The sequence below is a fragment of the Micromonospora sp. DT15 genome, assembly GCF_049841475.1.
In the GTDB taxonomy this organism is placed as follows: Bacteria; Actinomycetota; Actinomycetes; order Mycobacteriales; family Micromonosporaceae; genus Micromonospora.
This window is the reverse complement of the sequence record NZ_JBNCKJ010000006.1, coordinates 246,937-261,828: the sequence shown is the minus strand read 5'-3', so window position 1 is coordinate 261,828 and position 14,892 is coordinate 246,937. Positions and strand designations below refer to the sequence as shown.

Genomic DNA, 14,892 nt, shown 5'->3' with positions numbered 1-14,892 from the left:
GCTGCATGGCACGTGCCGGGGTGACCGCCGAACGTCTGACGCTGGCCGCGGCCGAGCTGGCCGACGAGGTTGGCCTGGAGAACGTCACAGTCGCCGCCCTCGCACGCCACTTCGGGGTGAAGGACGCCAGCCTGTACTTCCACCTCAAGAACGCGCACGAACTACGGGTCAGAATGGCCCTGCTGGCGCTGGCGGAGCTGGCCGACCGGGTCGCCGCCGCGCTCGCCGGCCGGGCCGGCAAGGACGCGCTCGTCGCGTTCGCCAACGCGTACCGCGACTACGCGCGAGAGCACCCGGGCCGATACGCGGCCATGCAGATCGACCTCGACCCGGAGACGGCCGCCACGAGCGCGGGCGTCCGGCACGCCGAGATGACCCGGGCGATCCTGCGCGGCTACCAGCTCTCCGAGCCGGATCAGACCGACGCGGTGCGGATGATGCACAGCACGTTCCACGGGTTCGTCAGTTTGGAGAAGACCGGCGGCTTCCGGCACACCCCGCGCCCCACCGACGACTCCTGGTCGCGCACCCTGGACGCCCTCGACGCCGTCCTCACCAACTGGCCGGCGCGCTGACGGCCGAGCGGGCGGGCGGGTGCGTGACCCGGGCGGTCACCGCCCCGAGTCGGGGGTGACCGGACGGCGCTGCGCGGTCCGCTGCCGGAGCAGGACGAACCCGAGTCCGGCCAGGAACCAGGTGGCGAGGATGGCGAGGGGTGCCACGGTGTGGGCGCCGTCGAAGTAGCCGAAGTTGTTGACGGCCCGGACGGCCGCGCCCGGTGGGAGCTTCGCCGAGATCGCCTGCGCCCAGTCCGGTAGCAGGTCGACCCCGATCGTCGCTCCGCTCGTCGCGTTGCCGATTGTGGTGAGAGTGAGGACGGCGAGGGCGATTCCGGCCGGGCCGAGCCAGGCTCCCAGAGCCTTCGTCGTGAAGGCGCTGGCCGCGGAGAGAAGGATGAGCGAGAGCGCGAGCAGCGGGAACGGGGCCGTCAGCGATCCATAGACCGGACCTGCGACGGTCGCCGCGATCACACCGATCAGGACGGCGAACCCGCCCATGGCGTAGAGGCGATGGCGCAGCCGAACCTTCGCGGTGGCCGCGGTGAGCCCCTGCGCGAGGACGAACGACGAGAGGGTGACGCCGAACACCACGTAGAAGGCGGACAGCCCGCGACTGTCGTAGGTCGCCAGCGGCACGATGTCGTTCTCCTGGACGGTCGCCCCGGCCTTCTTGGCGAGACCGGCCGCGAGCTGACGCGCGGCGCCGCTCTCGCTGAACCCGCTCGCGCCGGCGTAGTCGAGTGTCAGCGTGGTGGGGGAGGTCGCGCCGAGTACGGCGACCGCGTCGCCGTGTCGTACCAGGGCCTCGCCGTCCGCGACGCTCCCGACCTCGGTGACGGCCACGGCGTCGCCGAATCCGGCCTGTGCGGTGTTCGCCAGTTGCTGGCTGACCACGGCGATCGGCAGGTGGCTCGGCTGCGGGCTGCGTTGCAGTCCGACATAGATTGCGATGAACGCCGTGCCGATGATCAGCCCGGTGATCACGAGCGTTGTCCAGGCCCGGCGCTGGGTGACGACGGGTGATGCCCCGTCGGTACGTGGTTTGGATGGCGATGTCATGGGCGCTTCCTCGGGTAGTGTGGTTTGAATGTCCAACCAAACGAACCGTAGCACCGACGGTTTGAAAACCAAACCAGAGCGGGACTCTCTCGCTGTGGCGCTCGACGCAGTCAACGACAGGTGGTCGCTGCACATCGTGCGGGCGCTCGCATTCGGCGCCTCCCGGTACACCGAAATCCTTCGGGCCGTCGGCGCGCCGAGAGACGTCCTCGCCGCCCGACTGCGCAAACTGACTGAAACCGGCATCCTTCGGGCCCGGGATGCCGAGAGCGGCAAGGTGGCGGGCTACGAACTCACCCAGAAGGGCAAGGACCTCGGGCAGGTGATCCTCGTGCTCAAGCGCTGGGGTGACACCTACAGCGAGGACGACGTGCCCAGGGTCGACTTCATCCACGACGTCTGCGGCCAGGTCTTCGTCGCTGACGTGCGCTGCCAGGCGTGTGGCAGGCCCGCCCGGTCCGGCGAGTTCTCATTCGACCAGGAGTCGCCGGGATGCTGAGCGATCTGGAGTTGGCCGACTGGCGGGAGCGGGTGGCCCGGCTGTACCTGTCCGACGTCGACCTGGCCGGCTTCCGCGCCGGCCGCGACGAACTCTTCGCCAACCACCCGCAGAGCCCGATCCCGGTGGCGGAGCGACCCGACTTCGCCGGGGTGCGTTACTTCCCGCCCAATCCCGAGGCCGTTGTCGAAGCGCCCCTGCGCTCGGCCAGCGGTGAGCTGCGCATCGACACCGGGGGCCCGGACGGGGTGGTCGCGTACCGGCGGGTCGCGGTGGCCGAGACGCCGTGGGGGCCGCTGACCCTGTGGTGGATCGAGGCGTACGGGGGCGGGCTGTTCGTTCCGCTGCGCGACGGCACCTGCGGGCGGGACAGCTACGGGGGAGGGCGGTACCTCACCGACACGGTGAAGGGCACCTTCGGCCGGGGCGTCGAGGTGCTGCCCGGTGACCGGGTCCGGCTGGACGCCAACTACCTCTACAACCCGAGCTGCGCGTACGACGACCGCTGGGCCTGCCCACTGGCGCCGCCGGAGAACCGGGTCGACGTGCCGCTGCGGGCCGGCGAGCTGGCGTACCACGACTGAACGACGAAACGGCCGCCCCGGTGTGTGCCGGGACGGCCGATCGAACGTCGCTCAGCGGGCGTTCGTCGCCGAGTTGGGCATCTGCATCCGACCGAGGAGCTGTCGCGCCTGGTCGGCGAGCTGTGCGTCGACGGTCACGGCGTACTGCCCGGCGCGCAGCGAGCTGGCCGAGGTGAAGTCGCGCTGCCCGCCCGTCATGGCGTGCGCCACCGCGCCGAAGACGGCACCCCAGATCGCGCCGATGACCAGCCCGACCAGGATCACCGCCAGCCAGTTGCCGACCGTGAAGATGCCGAACAACAGGCCGATGAAAAGCCCGAACCAGGCACCGGTACCGGCGCCGAGCAGCCCGGCTCGACCGGTGGTCATTCGCCCGAGCACCGTCTCCACCAGGGTGAGGTTGGTGCCGACGATGGCGCTGTGCTCCACCGGAAAGCGGTTGTCGGCCAGGTAGTCGACGACCCGCTGCGCGGTCGGATAGTCCGGGTACGAGCCGATCGTCACGGTCGGCGGCCCGCCCTCGGGCCCGTTGCCGTTCCCGCTCGGTGTCGACAGCCGGCCGGCCGGTCCGGATGGAAGCAGGTCGCCACCCTGTGTGCCGGGCCGCCAGTTGCTGGTCGGCCCCGAAGCTGACGTCATGAGCATCCTCCCTCGTCAGCTCCCCGGGTTCCCGCCCAGGCCGACCGGTAACGCGTTGTCCGTCGCCGGGCAGGAGGGGAATGGGCGGCGACTGCCCGGGTAGCCAGCCAGGTGGAGAGCGGACAGATCAGCGACTACGGTTTCCTCGCCGACGGCCGCAGCGCGGCGCTGGTGGACGCCTCGGGCTCGGTCAACTGGTGGTGCCCGGGCCGCTTCGACGCCCCGTCGGTGTTCGGGCGGCTGCTCGACGACAACGCCGGGCACTGGTCCATCCAGCCCGAGGGCGACTACCGGGTCGAGCGCTCCTACCTTGAGGACACCCTGGTGTTGCGGACGGTCTTCCACACCGCGCACGGGGAGGTCGCGCTGACCGACGCGCTCGCCTTCGAGCCCGGCTCACGCGGTCACGACATCGGTCTGCACTCGCCGCAGGTGCTGGTCCGTTCGGTGGAGGGCCTGTCCGGTTCGGTGCCGATGCGGGTGCACTACCGGCCGCGTTTCGAGTACGGCCGCACCATCGCGTACCTGATCGAGCGGAAGGACATGCTGGAGGCGATCGCCGGTGCCGCCCGACTCACCCTGCGCTGCAGCGAGCGGTTGACCGCCCTGGACGGCGAGGCCAGCGGGACGTTCACCGTCCGCGCTGGCACGAAACACAACTTCACCCTCGGGTACGCCCCGACCTACGACGCCCCGCTGCCGGAGGTGCCGGACGCCGACCAGACCATTGCCGACACCGTCGCCGGCTGGCGTTCCTGGTCGACCGAACACCCCTACGACGGGCTCTACCCGGAGCAGGTGCGACGCAGCCGGCTGGTGGTGCAGGGCATGACGTACCGGCCCAGCGGAGCGGTGGTGGCCTCGGTGACCACCTCGCTACCGGAGAAACTCGGCGGGGACCGCAACTACGACTACCGCTACGTCTGGGTGCGCGACTTCAGCCTGACCCTGCGGGCGCTGTGGCGGACGGCGTGCCTGGACGAGGTGCAGCGGCAGTTCGCCTGGTTGGGCCGGGCGATGGGCCGTATCGACGACAGGCCGGTGCCCATCATGTACGGGGTGCTGGGGGAGCGGGACCTCACCGAGCACCGCCTGGAACAGCTCGGCGGCTACCGCGACAGCCCACCCGTGGTGATCGGCAACGACGCGTGGCAGCAGCGGCAGACCGACATCTTCGGCGAGGCGATGGATGCCGCCTGGTTGATGCGCGACAAGCTGGAGCCGCTGGACCCGGAGGTGCAGCACGTGCTCCGGGTGCTCGCCGACCAGGCCGAGCGGGATTGGGAGTTGCCCGACGCGGGCATGTGGGAGGAGCGCGGCGTCCAGCACCACCACGTGTCCTCGAAGGTGCAGTGCTGGGTCGCCTTGGATCGGGCGGTCCGCTTCGGTGACAGGCTCGGAGAGCCGCAGGACGTGGCCCGCTGGGCGGCCGCCCGCGACGCGGTGCGCGCGGAGGTGTTCGAGCGGGGCTGGAACGAGCGGCTCCAGTCGTACACCGGAAGTTTCGAATCTGACGGCCTGGACGCCTCGGTGCTGGTGATGCCGCTGGTCGGGTTCCTGCGGGCCGACGACCCGCGAATGCGCTCGACGATCCGCGCGGTGGAGCAGCGGCTCTCCCACGACGGCCTGCTGCGGCGCTGGGACGGTGACCCGGCGGGTTTTGTGATCTGCTCGTTCTGGCTGGTGTGCTGCCTGGCGTTGGCCGGTGAGCGGGACCGGGCGCACGAGTTGTTCCGAGGGCTGGCGGAGCGGGTCAACGACCTCGGCCTGTTCGCCGAGCAGATCGACCCGCTGACCGGGGAGCAGCTGGGCAACTTCCCGCAGGCGTTCTCCCACATCGGCCTCATCAACGCCGCCGGTGTGCTGACCGACGTCGAGCGGGACCCGACGCTGCGTCAGTGCGGGATGCCCCCGGCGTACTTCTCTCCGGTGGACCGCTGAGCCGGACTTTCGTGGAGATCGTGACAACTTTCTATCTGGCAACGCGAAGTTCTATCGCTTTCCAGTGAAAGACGTTAATGTCCGGGACACCCTGCGGTGCTCCTCCAGTCGGCGGGAGCGGCACCGAGATCCCCCGGACAGCTGGAGGTCTCGTGTCCCGCACACCGCGCCGACGTCTCGTCAGCGCCACCACACTGCTCACCGTCCTGGTCAGCCTCTGTCTCGTCCCGCAGGCAAGCGTTCTGCCGGCCGCCGCGTCCCCGGCCCAGGCCGCCGCCCTCGCCCCGCCCGCCACCGCCGGTTTCGAGAAGGTCGCACTGGATGGCGGCCTGTCCATGGGCGAACCGATCGAACTGGCCGTGGCACCCGACGGCAAGGTCTTCTACATCAACCGGGGCACCAGCAGCGCCGGTGGTCAGGTCCGCCTCTACAACCCGGTGACCAGGTCCACCACAGTGGCCCTCACCCTGGCGCTGGACGCCCGCTTCGAGGACGGCCTGATCGGCATCACCCTGCACCCGAGCTTCGCGAGCAACCGCTGGGTCTACCTCTTCTACTCGCCGAAGGTCACCCCACTGGTCAACCGGATCAGTCGGTTCACCTTCAACCCGTCCACGCTGCTGCTCGACCCGGGCAGCGAGGACATGTTGATCGAGTGGCCCACCGAACGCGATCTGTGCTGCCACTCGGCCGGCTCGATGAGCTGGGACACCGCCGGCAACCTGTACTTCGCCGTCGGCGACAACACCAACTCCGGCGGCGACTCCGCCGGGATGGCCCCGATCGACGAGCGGACGAACCGCAACGCCCAGTACGACGCCCAGCGCACCTCCGGCAACACGAACGACCTGCGCGGCAAGATCAACCGGATCCACCCGGAGAACGACGGCAGCTACACCGTCCCCGCCGGCAACCTCTTCGCCGCCGGCACCGCCCTGACGCGCCCGGAGATCTACGTGATGGGTGTGCGCAACCCGTACCGGATCTGGGTGGACCGCAAGGCGAACAACACCCTCTACTGGGGTGAGGTCGGCCCCGACGCGGGCACCGACCTCGCCAACCGCGGCCCGGCGGCCTACGACGAGTTCAACCGGGCCAACGGGCCCGGCAACTACGGCTGGCCGTACTGTGGCGGCCCCAACGTCGCCTACAACGACTGGGACTTCGCCACCGCCACACCGCGTGGTTGGTTCCCCTGCGGCGGCTCGACCGGACCGGTGAACAACTCACCCCGCAACACGGGCGTCCAGCAGCTACCGCCGACCAGACCGGCACTCGTCTGGGAGCAGCACGGCGGCAGTGAGGACTGGCCGGCGCTGGACAACCCGGGTGGGTGCGGATCGCCCAACCACGTCGAGGTCTACCACTACGACCCGAACCTCGTCTCGGACGTGAAGTGGCCGGCCTACTACGACAACAAGTGGCTGATCTCCGAGTACTGCCGCAACTGGATCAAGGAGGTCCAGTTCGACAACGGCAACCCGTCCACCGGGGCACCGACAGTCATCGAGCCGGTGCTCGCCGGCATGCAACTCGTCCACCCCATCGACTGGCAGTTCGGCCCGGACGGCTCGCTCTACCTGCTGGAATACGGCAGCGGCTACTTCTCCGGCGCGGTCGACGCGGGTCTCTACAAAATCAACTACGTCCAGGGCGGCCGGTCGCCGGTGGCCAAGGCCACCGTCAACCGGGACAACGGCCTGGCACCCCTCGCGGTGACCTTCTCCAGCGCCGGCAGTTCGGACCCGGACGGCGACCCGCTGACGTACGCGTGGGACTTCACGAACAACGGCAGCACCGACTCGACAGCGGCGAACCCGTCCTTCACGTACTCCGCGAACGGCAGCTACAGCGCCCGGCTCACCGTCAACGACGGCACCGGCCGCAGCGCCACCACAGTGGTGTCGGTGGTGGTCGGCAACAACCGACCTACTGTCACGTTGACCGGACTGCCCGCCGGCGGACTCTTCGACTGGGAGCAGGACCTGACGGTGGGCGCCACGGCCAGTGACCCGCAGGACGGCACGCCGGCCTGCTCGGCGGTGGTCGTCCGGGCAGCGCTGGGCCACCAGGAGCACGCCCACGAGGAGGGGGAGGGGACCGGCTGCGGCGCGACCTTCAACACCGGCCCGGTGCACGCCGGCCCCGACTCGGTGCTGTTCTTCGTCCTGCGGGGCAGCTACACCGATCGCGGCGCGACCGGTTCGGTCGCACTCACGGGTGAGCAGGAGATCAGCCTCTACCCGAAACAGTGGCAGGCTGAGCACTTCGTCCAGCTCAACGGCCCCAAGGTGATCGACCAGGCGGCGGCCGAGGGTGGCAAGCGGCTGGGTGACGTCCAGAACGGCGAGAGCGTCCGACACCACGCGGTGAGCCTCAAGGGGATCACCGGCGTCCGGGCCCGGGTCTCCTCCGGCGGCCCCGGCGGCACCCTCTCCTTCCGGTACGACTCACCGACCGGCACCGAGGTCGCTCGGATCGCGGTGCCGAACACCGGCGGCTGGGACAACTACACCGAGCTGAGCGCCACGGTGACCAAACCGGACGACGGCACCCACGACCTGTACCTGGTCGTTACCGGCGGCAGCGGGGCGTTGCTGGACGTGGACAGCTACACCTTCACCGGCCCGGGCGTCGGCACCGGCGGTGCGCGCACCGGTGAGGTCAAGGCCCTCGGCAAATGCGCGGACATCGCCTCCAGCCAGACCGCGAACGGCACCAAGGTGCAGACCTGGACCTGCAACGGCACCGCCGCCCAGCGCTGGACCCTGCCCGGCGACGGCACGGTGCGAGGGCTCGCCAAGTGCCTGGACGTGAAGGCAAGCGGCACCACCGACGGCACCCTCGTGCAGCTCTACGACTGCAACGGCACCGGGGCCCAGCAGTGGGCCGCCCAGTCGGACGGCAGCCTGCGCAACCCCCAGTCCGGGCGTTGCCTGGACATCCCCAACTCGGATCTCACCGACGGACGGCAACTGCGGATCTGGACCTGCAACGGCACCGGGGCGCAACGCTGGACCCTGCCCTGACCGCCCCCTGACCGGCTCGGTTCCCGTACCCGAGCGTCGATGACGCACGGGCCGGGCTGCGGAGGCGGAGCCCGGCCGTCCACCCACGTCCCCCGGGTGGGCGGCCGGGACTCGGGGGAGAATGCCGGGTATGCGGCTGGTGCTCACGGCGGACACCCACCTACCCAAGCGGGCCCGGGACCTACCCGGGCCCCTCTGGGCGGCCATCGACGCGGCCGACGTGGTGGTGCACGCCGGCGACTGGGTGGACGAGGCCCTGCTCGACGCCATGACGGCGCGATCGCGCCGACTGGTCGGGGTGTACGGCAACAACGACGGGCCGGCGCTGCGCGCCCGGCTGCCGGAGGTGGCCCGGGTCGAACTCGACGGCCTGCGGATCGCTGTGGTGCACGAGACGGGCCCCCGGACCGGCCGGGAGAAGCGGTGCGCGGCTCGCTTTCCCGACGTCGACCTGCTGGTGTTCGGGCATTCGCACATTCCCTGGGACACCGAGGCGCCCGGTGGGCTACGCCTGATCAACCCCGGGTCACCCACCGACCGCCGCTCCCAACCCCACGCCACCTACCTCACCGCCGAGGTGCACGAGGGCAGCCTGACCGAGGTGAAGCTGTACCCCCTGCCCCGCCCCTGATTGCCCTCACCAGGCCCTGCGCCCCGTCGTCCTCCCTCTCGCCCCTCGCCCCTGCTCCCTGCGCATGACCTGGAGGGCCTCACTCCGATGAGCGTGATGTCTGTGAGTCATCACGATGACTCACAGACATCAGGCTCATCAGCGGATGTGGCTCCAGCGCTCATCCCTGGCCAGCCGTTGGGCCTGACGGCCAACGGCGGCAGGGCAGTCCGCGGGCGGGGTGGCAGGGGCGAGGCGGGGCCCCTCCTCGCCCCTGCTCCCTGCTTCCTGCTCCCGCGATCTTGCACTTGCTGTCGTTGTTCTGCGCCTTGCGTGCCTTTTGTCGTTACTGGCCTCGGCCGGTTTTGGCTTGGAGTTCGTCGATGCGCTTGGACGCCTCGGCCTTGGTCAGGTCGTCCGGGAGGTCGGCGTGGGCTTCCCGGGCCAGCGTGCTCAGGTACGACTCCTGAGCGGCGGTCGGCGGCTCGTCCCCGGTGACCCACTCGTCCGGGTCCTTGATCGCGGCGTTCTGGTCGGCGTTCTGGTCGACCTGCTCGGTGCGGCGGTCCGTCATCATCATCACCCTTTCTTTCGAACAGGTGTGCCAGTACCCCGATCATTGGTGGTTCATGCCCGAACCCCGCCACCTACGATCATCGGATGACGAAGGACCGGTCGAGCGTGGTGGTGGTCGGGGCGGGCATAGCCGGGGTGGCCTGTGCGGTCGAGTTGACCCGGGCCGGGGTGCCGGTGCAGGTCCGGGAGCGGGGGCACGTCTGCGGTGGCCGGATGGCCAGCAAACGCTTCCAGGGCCGGCCCGCGGACATCGGCGCCGCCTACTTCACCGCCACCGACCCGGACTTCGCCGCACTGGTCGAGCAGTGGCGCGCCGCCGGGCTCGTCCACGAATGGACCGACACCTTCCTGGCGTACGACCGGAGTGGAAACCACGAGGTGGCCGGGCCGATGCGTTACGCCGCTCCCCGTGGGCTTCGCTCGTTGGTCGAGCACCTGGCCGGCGCGGTACCGGTGACCGTCGACCGGCTGGTGCTCACAGTGGAACCCGGCCCGGTCGTCGACGGGCAGCCGTGCGCGGCGGTCGCCCTGGCCATGCCGGGTCCGCAGGCCGCCCTGCTGCTCGACCCGGCCCTGACCGAGGCCACCCGGGTCGTACAGGAGCAACGCTGGTCGCCGTCGCTGGCCGCGGTGCTGCGCTTCCCGACGCGGCGCTGGCCGGACTTCCGGGGCGCGTTCGTCAACGAGCACCCGGTGCTCAACCTCGTCTGCGACGACGGCGACCGGCGCGGTGACGGCGCGCCGGTGCTGGTCGCGCACACCGTGCCGGCGTTCGCGGCCGGGCACCTGGCTCAACCCACCGGGGCCGGCCCGGCGATCGAACAGGCCGTCCGGGACCTGCTCGGGCTGCCCGAGCCGGCCGTCGACGTGCACGTGCACCGTTGGACGTACGCGAAGCCGACCAGCGACGCCGGCGGCGCCACCCACCACCTCGACCTCGACGGGATCGGCCTGGCCGGCGACGCGTTCGGCAAGCCCCGGGTGCAGAGCGCCTGGCGCTCCGGCCGGGACCTGGGCCGTGCGCTGGCCGCCCGCCTGGCCTGAGTCACCCCCTCAGGCGTGCCCGGCTGCCGCGACGGGGCGAGCGTCGGCGTCCCGCTCGGCCGGGTCGGACGTCCGCTCTCCCTCCCGGTCCAGCAGTTGCATGACCGGGGTCGCCGTGATGCCGTGCACCACGACGGAGACGAGCACCACCAGCCCGACGGTCGCCCAGAGCAGTTCGGCCTGCGGGAAGTCGGCCTTGGTGGTGGCGTACGCGAGGTAGTAGAACGAGCCGACGCCGCGGATGCCGAACAACGAGATGACCCAGTGTTCGGCCGGGCGTCCGGGAGCGCCGCGCAACGACAGCCAACCGATCAGCGGCCGCACCAGGAACACCAGCGCCAGCCCGACGGCGGCTGCCGGCCAGGTCAGCGGGCCCAGCAGACCACCCACTATCGCGCCGCCGAGCAGCAGCAACAGCACCAGGGTGAGCAGCCGTTCGACCTGCTCGGCGAAGTCGTGCAGCACCGAGTGGAACTCGTGGGTCCGTTCGGCGGCCCGAATGGCCCGGGCGGCCACGAACACCGCCAGGAAGCCGTACCCGCCGACCACCTCCACCAGCCCGTACGCCAGGAACGTGGCGGCCAGCGCCAGGAAGCCCTCGGCGTGCCGGGCCAGCCGCAGCTCGCTGGGTGCGCGGAAGAACAGCTTGCCGAGCAACCAGCCGATGAGCAGGCCACCGCCGACGCCGATGCTGATCTTCCACAGCACGTCCACTGTGAACCACTCGGCCAACCAGTCGCTCGGGGCGAGGCTGGTCGAGGCGATGGCGATGGCCGCGTAGACGAACGGGAACGCCAGCCCGTCGTTCAGGCCGGCTTCGGAGGTCAACGCGAAGCGGACCTCGTCCTCGGAATCCTCCACGTCGGTCGGCTCGCCGACCTGCACGTCGGCGGCGAGCACCGGGTCGGTGGGCGCCAGCGCGGCACCCAACAGCAGCGCGGCGGCCGGCACCAGCCCCGCCCACCACCAGCCGAGCAGGGCCACCGCCGCGATGCACAGGGGCATCGCGATCGCCAGGAGCCGCCATGTGGACGACCACCGCCGCCAACTCAACGGCCGGTCGATTTTCAGCCCCGCGCCCATCAGCGCGACGATCACCCCGATCTCGGTGAGGTGGGTGGCCAGCTCCGGGTGGGCCAGGGGGTCCGGCGACGGCAGCCCGACCGGCAGCAGGAACACCAGCATGCCGAGGGCGAGAAAGGCGATCGGCATGGACAGCGGGCGGCGCTCCAGCACCCGCGGCAGGATGCCCGCGAGCAGTGCGCCCAGACCCACCAGTGCGAACGCCACATCTACCGGCTCCACCGGCACCACCTTTCCGCCCGCACCCGCGAGGTGCGGGCAGGTGGTGACAGTCCTTGCCCCGCAAGGGCTCCGGCTATGCGCGTCGGTGCCGGTGGACCCGAGTGATCCTCACCGGGGTCGGGTGAGCGGCGAGTCCGCCAACTCGTGCAACAGCGCGGCCGGGTCGTCGTACACCGCCACGGCACCCGCGCCGGCGAGCTCGCCGCGGCTGGTGCCACCGCAGGTCAGGCCCACACACGGGATGTTCAACTTGCCGGCCGCCACGACGTCCCACACCGAGTCGCCGACGAAGACCACCCGCTCGGCGGTCAAGCCGGACTGCTCCAACGCGGCGACCAGGATGTCCGGTGCCGGCTTGCTCTGCTCGGCGTCCGCGGAGGAGGTGATCGTGTCGATCACGTCTTCGGCGCCCAGCGCCCGACGAAGCGCGCCCACCTCGGGTTCCGAGGCGGAGGTGGCCAGCACGACACGCAAACCCCGCTCGGCGCAGGCGCGCAACAAGTCGGCCGCCCGGGGTAGCGGCGTGAGTCGTTCCCAGTACTCGGCGTAGAGGGTGTCGTGCGCGTCGCGCAGCTTGGAGTCGGCGTCGCGGTCCCGCTCCGGGCCGAGGAGATGATCCAGGAGTTTGTCCGACCCCATCCCGATCGAACGGTGCACCACCGCCATCGGCACCGGCTGATCGGTCTGGCGTAACGCCTCCCACCAGCTCACCGTGTGCAGGTAGGTGGTGTCGACCAGGGTGCCGTCGACATCGAAGAGGACCCCGGCGGGCCGGTTGGTGGCCATTAGGCGTCCTCCTGCCATCGGGCGGCTCAGGGCTGCGCGGCTGGCGGCGTGAGGATCTCGAACCAGACCGTGGAGCCCCGGACCGACGGGTCGGTGCCCCAGGCGTCGCTGAGCTCCTCGATCAGGCCGAGGCCGCGCCCGCGACTGCTCAACGTGTCGGTACGCGCCCGGGTCACGGTCCCCCGGGTGCCGGAATCGGCTACCGAGACGAGCAGCCGCTCGGCGCTGAGGTCGATCTCCACCCGGGCGGCAGTGCCGGCGTGCAGCAACGCATTGGTGGTCAGCTCGCTGGTGCAGAGGACCGCCGCTCCGATCACCGACTCGGGCACCTGCCACTCGGTGAGCTGGCCGGTCAGCCAGTGCCGGACCCGGCTGGGCGCGGTCGGCTCGGCGGGCACCTCCATGCTCGCCGAACGACTCGGTCTGAGCGCGTGCTCGACCGCCAGCACGGCCACGTCGTCCTCCGTGCCGCCCGGGACCGCCGCGGTGGCCACCGCGCAGAGCGCGCGGGGGTCGCCGCTGCCGGCCTTGGCAATGGCGTCGCTCAGGGTGGCCAGCCCGGCGCTCAGGCTCTGGCGGCGACGCTCCACCACCCCGTCGCTGAACAGCAGCAGGGTGTCACCGGGGCGGAACGGGACGGTCGTGGTGCCCGGCCGGCCGCCCAACCCCAGCGGCGGCCCGGCCGGGACGTCGACATATTCGGCGTGGAACCGACCATCCGCGTCACCGCGGCGGATCAACGGCGCGGGGTGACCGGCGCTGGCCAGGGTCAGTTCCCGCCGCTCCGCGTCGATCACGCCGAACGCCACGGTCACGAACAGCTCGTTGGTGCTGGCCTCCGCGCCGAGGCTGGTCACCAGCCGATCCAGGCCGGCCAGGACCGCGTCGGGCGTCGGGTCGGCCAGGGCCAGAGCGCGCAGCGCGGCCCGGACCTGCCCCATCCGCGCGGCGGCCTGCACGTCGTGCCCGGCGACGTCGCCCAGCACCACGCCGAGCGAGCCGTTGGGCAGCAGGAACGCGTCGTAGAAGTCACCGCCGGCCGCGTTGCCGTCCACACCCGGGTCGTAGCGGGCCGCGATCCGCAACCGGGGAAGATCCGGAAGGTGCTCCGGCAACATGCTGCGCTGCAACAGTTGGGCAGTGCCGTGCTGGGTCTCGAAACGGCGGGCCCGCTCGGCGGCCTGGCCGATCAGCTCGGCGGAGGCGGCCAGCAGCGCCCGCTCGGCGGGGGACCAGGTGTGCGGAACCTGGTAGCCGACCGCCAGCCCGCCGCGGACCACCGAGGTGCCCAGCGGCAGGGCCGCCATCGCGCGGATCTTCTGGTCGTGGCGGTCCACGGCGGTGTCCCGCAGCGGCTGCCCGTCGCGGGTGAACGACGGGGCGCCGGAGCGGGCCGCCTGGACCACCGGGGCCGACCAGTCCGCCGGCGCGCGCCTCCAGAGCGGGGGGAGCCGCTCGTCGGCCTCGTCCAACAACTCACCACGGACCCGACGCACCATGCGCCAGCCGCCGCCGCCCTCGTCGACGGCGAACGACGCCTGGTCGGGGTCGAACGTGGTGATCGCGTACCGCAGCGCCACCCGGGCCACGTCGTCGAGGGTGAGGGTGCCGGCGAGCGCCGCGGCCACCTCGCTGAGGCTCTGCAACTGCTCGGTGACGTGGGTGGTCTCGGCCGCGACAGTCAACACGCCGACGATCTGCCCGGCGCTGTCGCGCACCGGTGAGTAGCCCCGGGTGAAGACCGCCTGCTCCACCGTGGCGGAGTGCCCACGGACCAGCGGGAGGGTGGACTCCTTCTCCAGGAAGGGTTCGCCCTGCCGGTAGCAGCGCTCGATCACCGCACCGACGCCGGGCAGCGCCCAGATCTCCGCGAACACCTCGGCGGCCGGACGACCGAGGGCGCTGGGGTGTTTGGTGCCCAGCAGTTCGGCGTAGCCCGCGTTGTAGAGCAGGACGAGGTCGTCGCCGTACGCCAGGGCCATCGGCATCGGCGAGGCGAGGACCAGCTCCACCACCGCCTGGAGGGCGACGTCCCAGTTGTCGGCCGGGCCGAGCGGGGTGTTGGCCCAGTCGTGGGCGAGCACGCCGACGGCCGGGCCGGACCCGGTGGGTGCGCCCGGGCCCGGAGTTGCTGGCGTGGGGACCCGCCCGACCGTTCCTGGCATGGTCGCAGCCTAGTCGGCCGACCGGAAAAGGCATCCGACCACGGCGGCGGGCCGTCGCCGAGTCCGCCGCGTTGGCCGTTTGGGCAGTTCAGGGC

13 protein-coding genes are annotated in these 14,892 nt (G+C 71.2%); 7 read left to right on the top strand and 6 right to left on the bottom strand.

Annotated elements, in window-relative coordinates:
• The first annotated feature begins 5 nt into the window (after nt 1-5).
• Entirely contained in the window at nt 6-575 is a 570-nt protein-coding gene (locus ACLQ3F_RS15870; RefSeq protein WP_425849610.1) for a TetR/AcrR family transcriptional regulator, read from the top strand.
• Nucleotides 576-611: 36 nt separating this feature from the next.
• On the opposite strand, the gene ACLQ3F_RS15865 is transcribed toward ACLQ3F_RS15870, so the two are convergent.
• Complete coding sequence (locus tag ACLQ3F_RS15865) at nt 612-1,619, bottom strand: hypothetical protein (protein ID WP_425849609.1); 1,008 nt, start codon at nt 1,617-1,619, stop codon at nt 612-614.
• A gap of 94 nt (nt 1,620-1,713) precedes the next feature.
• Between ACLQ3F_RS15865 and ACLQ3F_RS15860 the strand changes: the two genes are divergently transcribed.
• Both ACLQ3F_RS15860 and ACLQ3F_RS15855 read left to right on the top strand, forming a co-directional pair.
• Nucleotides 1,714-2,118, top strand: coding sequence for a winged helix-turn-helix transcriptional regulator (locus ACLQ3F_RS15860; protein ID WP_425849608.1), 405 nt, complete (start codon nt 1,714-1,716; stop codon nt 2,116-2,118).
• Nucleotides 2,115-2,702, top strand: coding sequence for a DUF1684 domain-containing protein (locus tag ACLQ3F_RS15855; protein ID WP_425849815.1), 588 nt, complete (start codon nt 2,115-2,117; stop codon nt 2,700-2,702). Before ACLQ3F_RS15860 ends, ACLQ3F_RS15855 begins: the two co-directional genes overlap by 4 nt.
• A gap of 51 nt (nt 2,703-2,753) precedes the next feature.
• Here ACLQ3F_RS15855 and ACLQ3F_RS15850 read toward each other — a convergent pair whose 3' ends face one another.
• The gene (locus ACLQ3F_RS15850; protein WP_425849606.1) at nt 2,754-3,341 is read right to left on the bottom strand and encodes a general stress protein; all 588 of its coding nucleotides are present in this window, start codon (nt 3,339-3,341) and stop codon (nt 2,754-2,756) included.
• 111 nt (nt 3,342-3,452) lie between these two features.
• Here ACLQ3F_RS15850 and ACLQ3F_RS15845 point away from each other — a divergent pair, with 111 nt between their 5' ends.
• From ACLQ3F_RS15845 to ACLQ3F_RS15835, 3 genes are all read left to right on the top strand, one after another.
• Entirely contained in the window at nt 3,453-5,282 is a 1,830-nt protein-coding gene (locus ACLQ3F_RS15845) for a glycoside hydrolase family 15 protein (protein ID WP_425849604.1), read from the top strand.
• 152 nt (nt 5,283-5,434) lie between these two features.
• Nucleotides 5,435-8,311: a ricin-type beta-trefoil lectin domain protein gene (locus ACLQ3F_RS15840; RefSeq protein WP_425849602.1), complete on the top strand. Its 2,877-nt coding sequence runs from the start codon at nt 5,435-5,437 to the stop codon at nt 8,309-8,311.
• A gap of 130 nt (nt 8,312-8,441) precedes the next feature.
• On the top strand, nt 8,442-8,942 hold the full coding sequence (locus ACLQ3F_RS15835) for a metallophosphoesterase family protein (RefSeq protein ID WP_425849600.1): 501 nt from the start codon (nt 8,442-8,444) through the stop codon (nt 8,940-8,942).
• Between the two features lie 325 nt (nt 8,943-9,267).
• On the opposite strand, the gene ACLQ3F_RS15830 is transcribed toward ACLQ3F_RS15835, so the two are convergent.
• Entirely contained in the window at nt 9,268-9,498 is a 231-nt protein-coding gene (locus ACLQ3F_RS15830; RefSeq protein ID WP_357204743.1) for a DUF3072 domain-containing protein, read from the bottom strand.
• Between the two features lie 104 nt (nt 9,499-9,602).
• On the opposite strand from ACLQ3F_RS15830, the gene ACLQ3F_RS15825 reads away from it, so the two are divergent.
• The gene (locus tag ACLQ3F_RS15825) at nt 9,603-10,541 is read left to right on the top strand and encodes an NAD(P)/FAD-dependent oxidoreductase (protein WP_425849813.1); all 939 of its coding nucleotides are present in this window, start codon (nt 9,603-9,605) and stop codon (nt 10,539-10,541) included.
• Nucleotides 10,542-10,550: 9 nt separating this feature from the next.
• Here ACLQ3F_RS15825 and ACLQ3F_RS15820 read toward each other — a convergent pair whose 3' ends face one another.
• From ACLQ3F_RS15820 to ACLQ3F_RS15810, 3 genes are all read right to left on the bottom strand, one after another.
• Complete coding sequence (locus tag ACLQ3F_RS15820; RefSeq protein ID WP_425849597.1) at nt 10,551-11,846, bottom strand: cation:proton antiporter; 1,296 nt, start codon at nt 11,844-11,846, stop codon at nt 10,551-10,553.
• 108 nt (nt 11,847-11,954) lie between these two features.
• Nucleotides 11,955-12,632 carry an HAD family hydrolase gene (locus tag ACLQ3F_RS15815; protein WP_357204733.1) on the bottom strand — a complete coding sequence of 226 codons (678 nt, stop codon included), beginning with the start codon at nt 12,630-12,632 and terminating at the stop codon, nt 11,955-11,957.
• 26 nt (nt 12,633-12,658) lie between these two features.
• Nucleotides 12,659-14,797 carry a SpoIIE family protein phosphatase gene (locus ACLQ3F_RS15810; RefSeq protein WP_425849595.1) on the bottom strand — a complete coding sequence of 713 codons (2,139 nt, stop codon included), beginning with the start codon at nt 14,795-14,797 and terminating at the stop codon, nt 12,659-12,661.
• Nucleotides 14,798-14,892 lie beyond the last annotated feature (95 nt).

Excerpts from the sequence above, each read along its gene's own strand:
- ACLQ3F_RS15870 (WP_425849610.1), top strand. The coding sequence starts at position 6 with ATGGCACGTGCCGGGGTGACCGCCGAACGTCTGACGCTGGCCGCGGCC.
- ACLQ3F_RS15865 (WP_425849609.1), bottom strand. The coding sequence starts at position 1,619 with ATGACATCGCCATCCAAACCACGTACCGACGGGGCATCACCCGTCGTC.
- ACLQ3F_RS15850 (WP_425849606.1), bottom strand. The coding sequence starts at position 3,341 with ATGACGTCAGCTTCGGGGCCGACCAGCAACTGGCGGCCCGGCACACAG.
- ACLQ3F_RS15835 (WP_425849600.1), top strand. The coding sequence starts at position 8,442 with ATGCGGCTGGTGCTCACGGCGGACACCCACCTACCCAAGCGGGCCCGG.
- ACLQ3F_RS15830 (WP_357204743.1), bottom strand. The coding sequence starts at position 9,498 with ATGATGACGGACCGCCGCACCGAGCAGGTCGACCAGAACGCCGACCAG.
- ACLQ3F_RS15815 (WP_357204733.1), bottom strand. The coding sequence starts at position 12,632 with ATGGCCACCAACCGGCCCGCCGGGGTCCTCTTCGATGTCGACGGCACC.
- ACLQ3F_RS15810 (WP_425849595.1), bottom strand. The coding sequence starts at position 14,797 with ATGCCAGGAACGGTCGGGCGGGTCCCCACGCCAGCAACTCCGGGCCCG.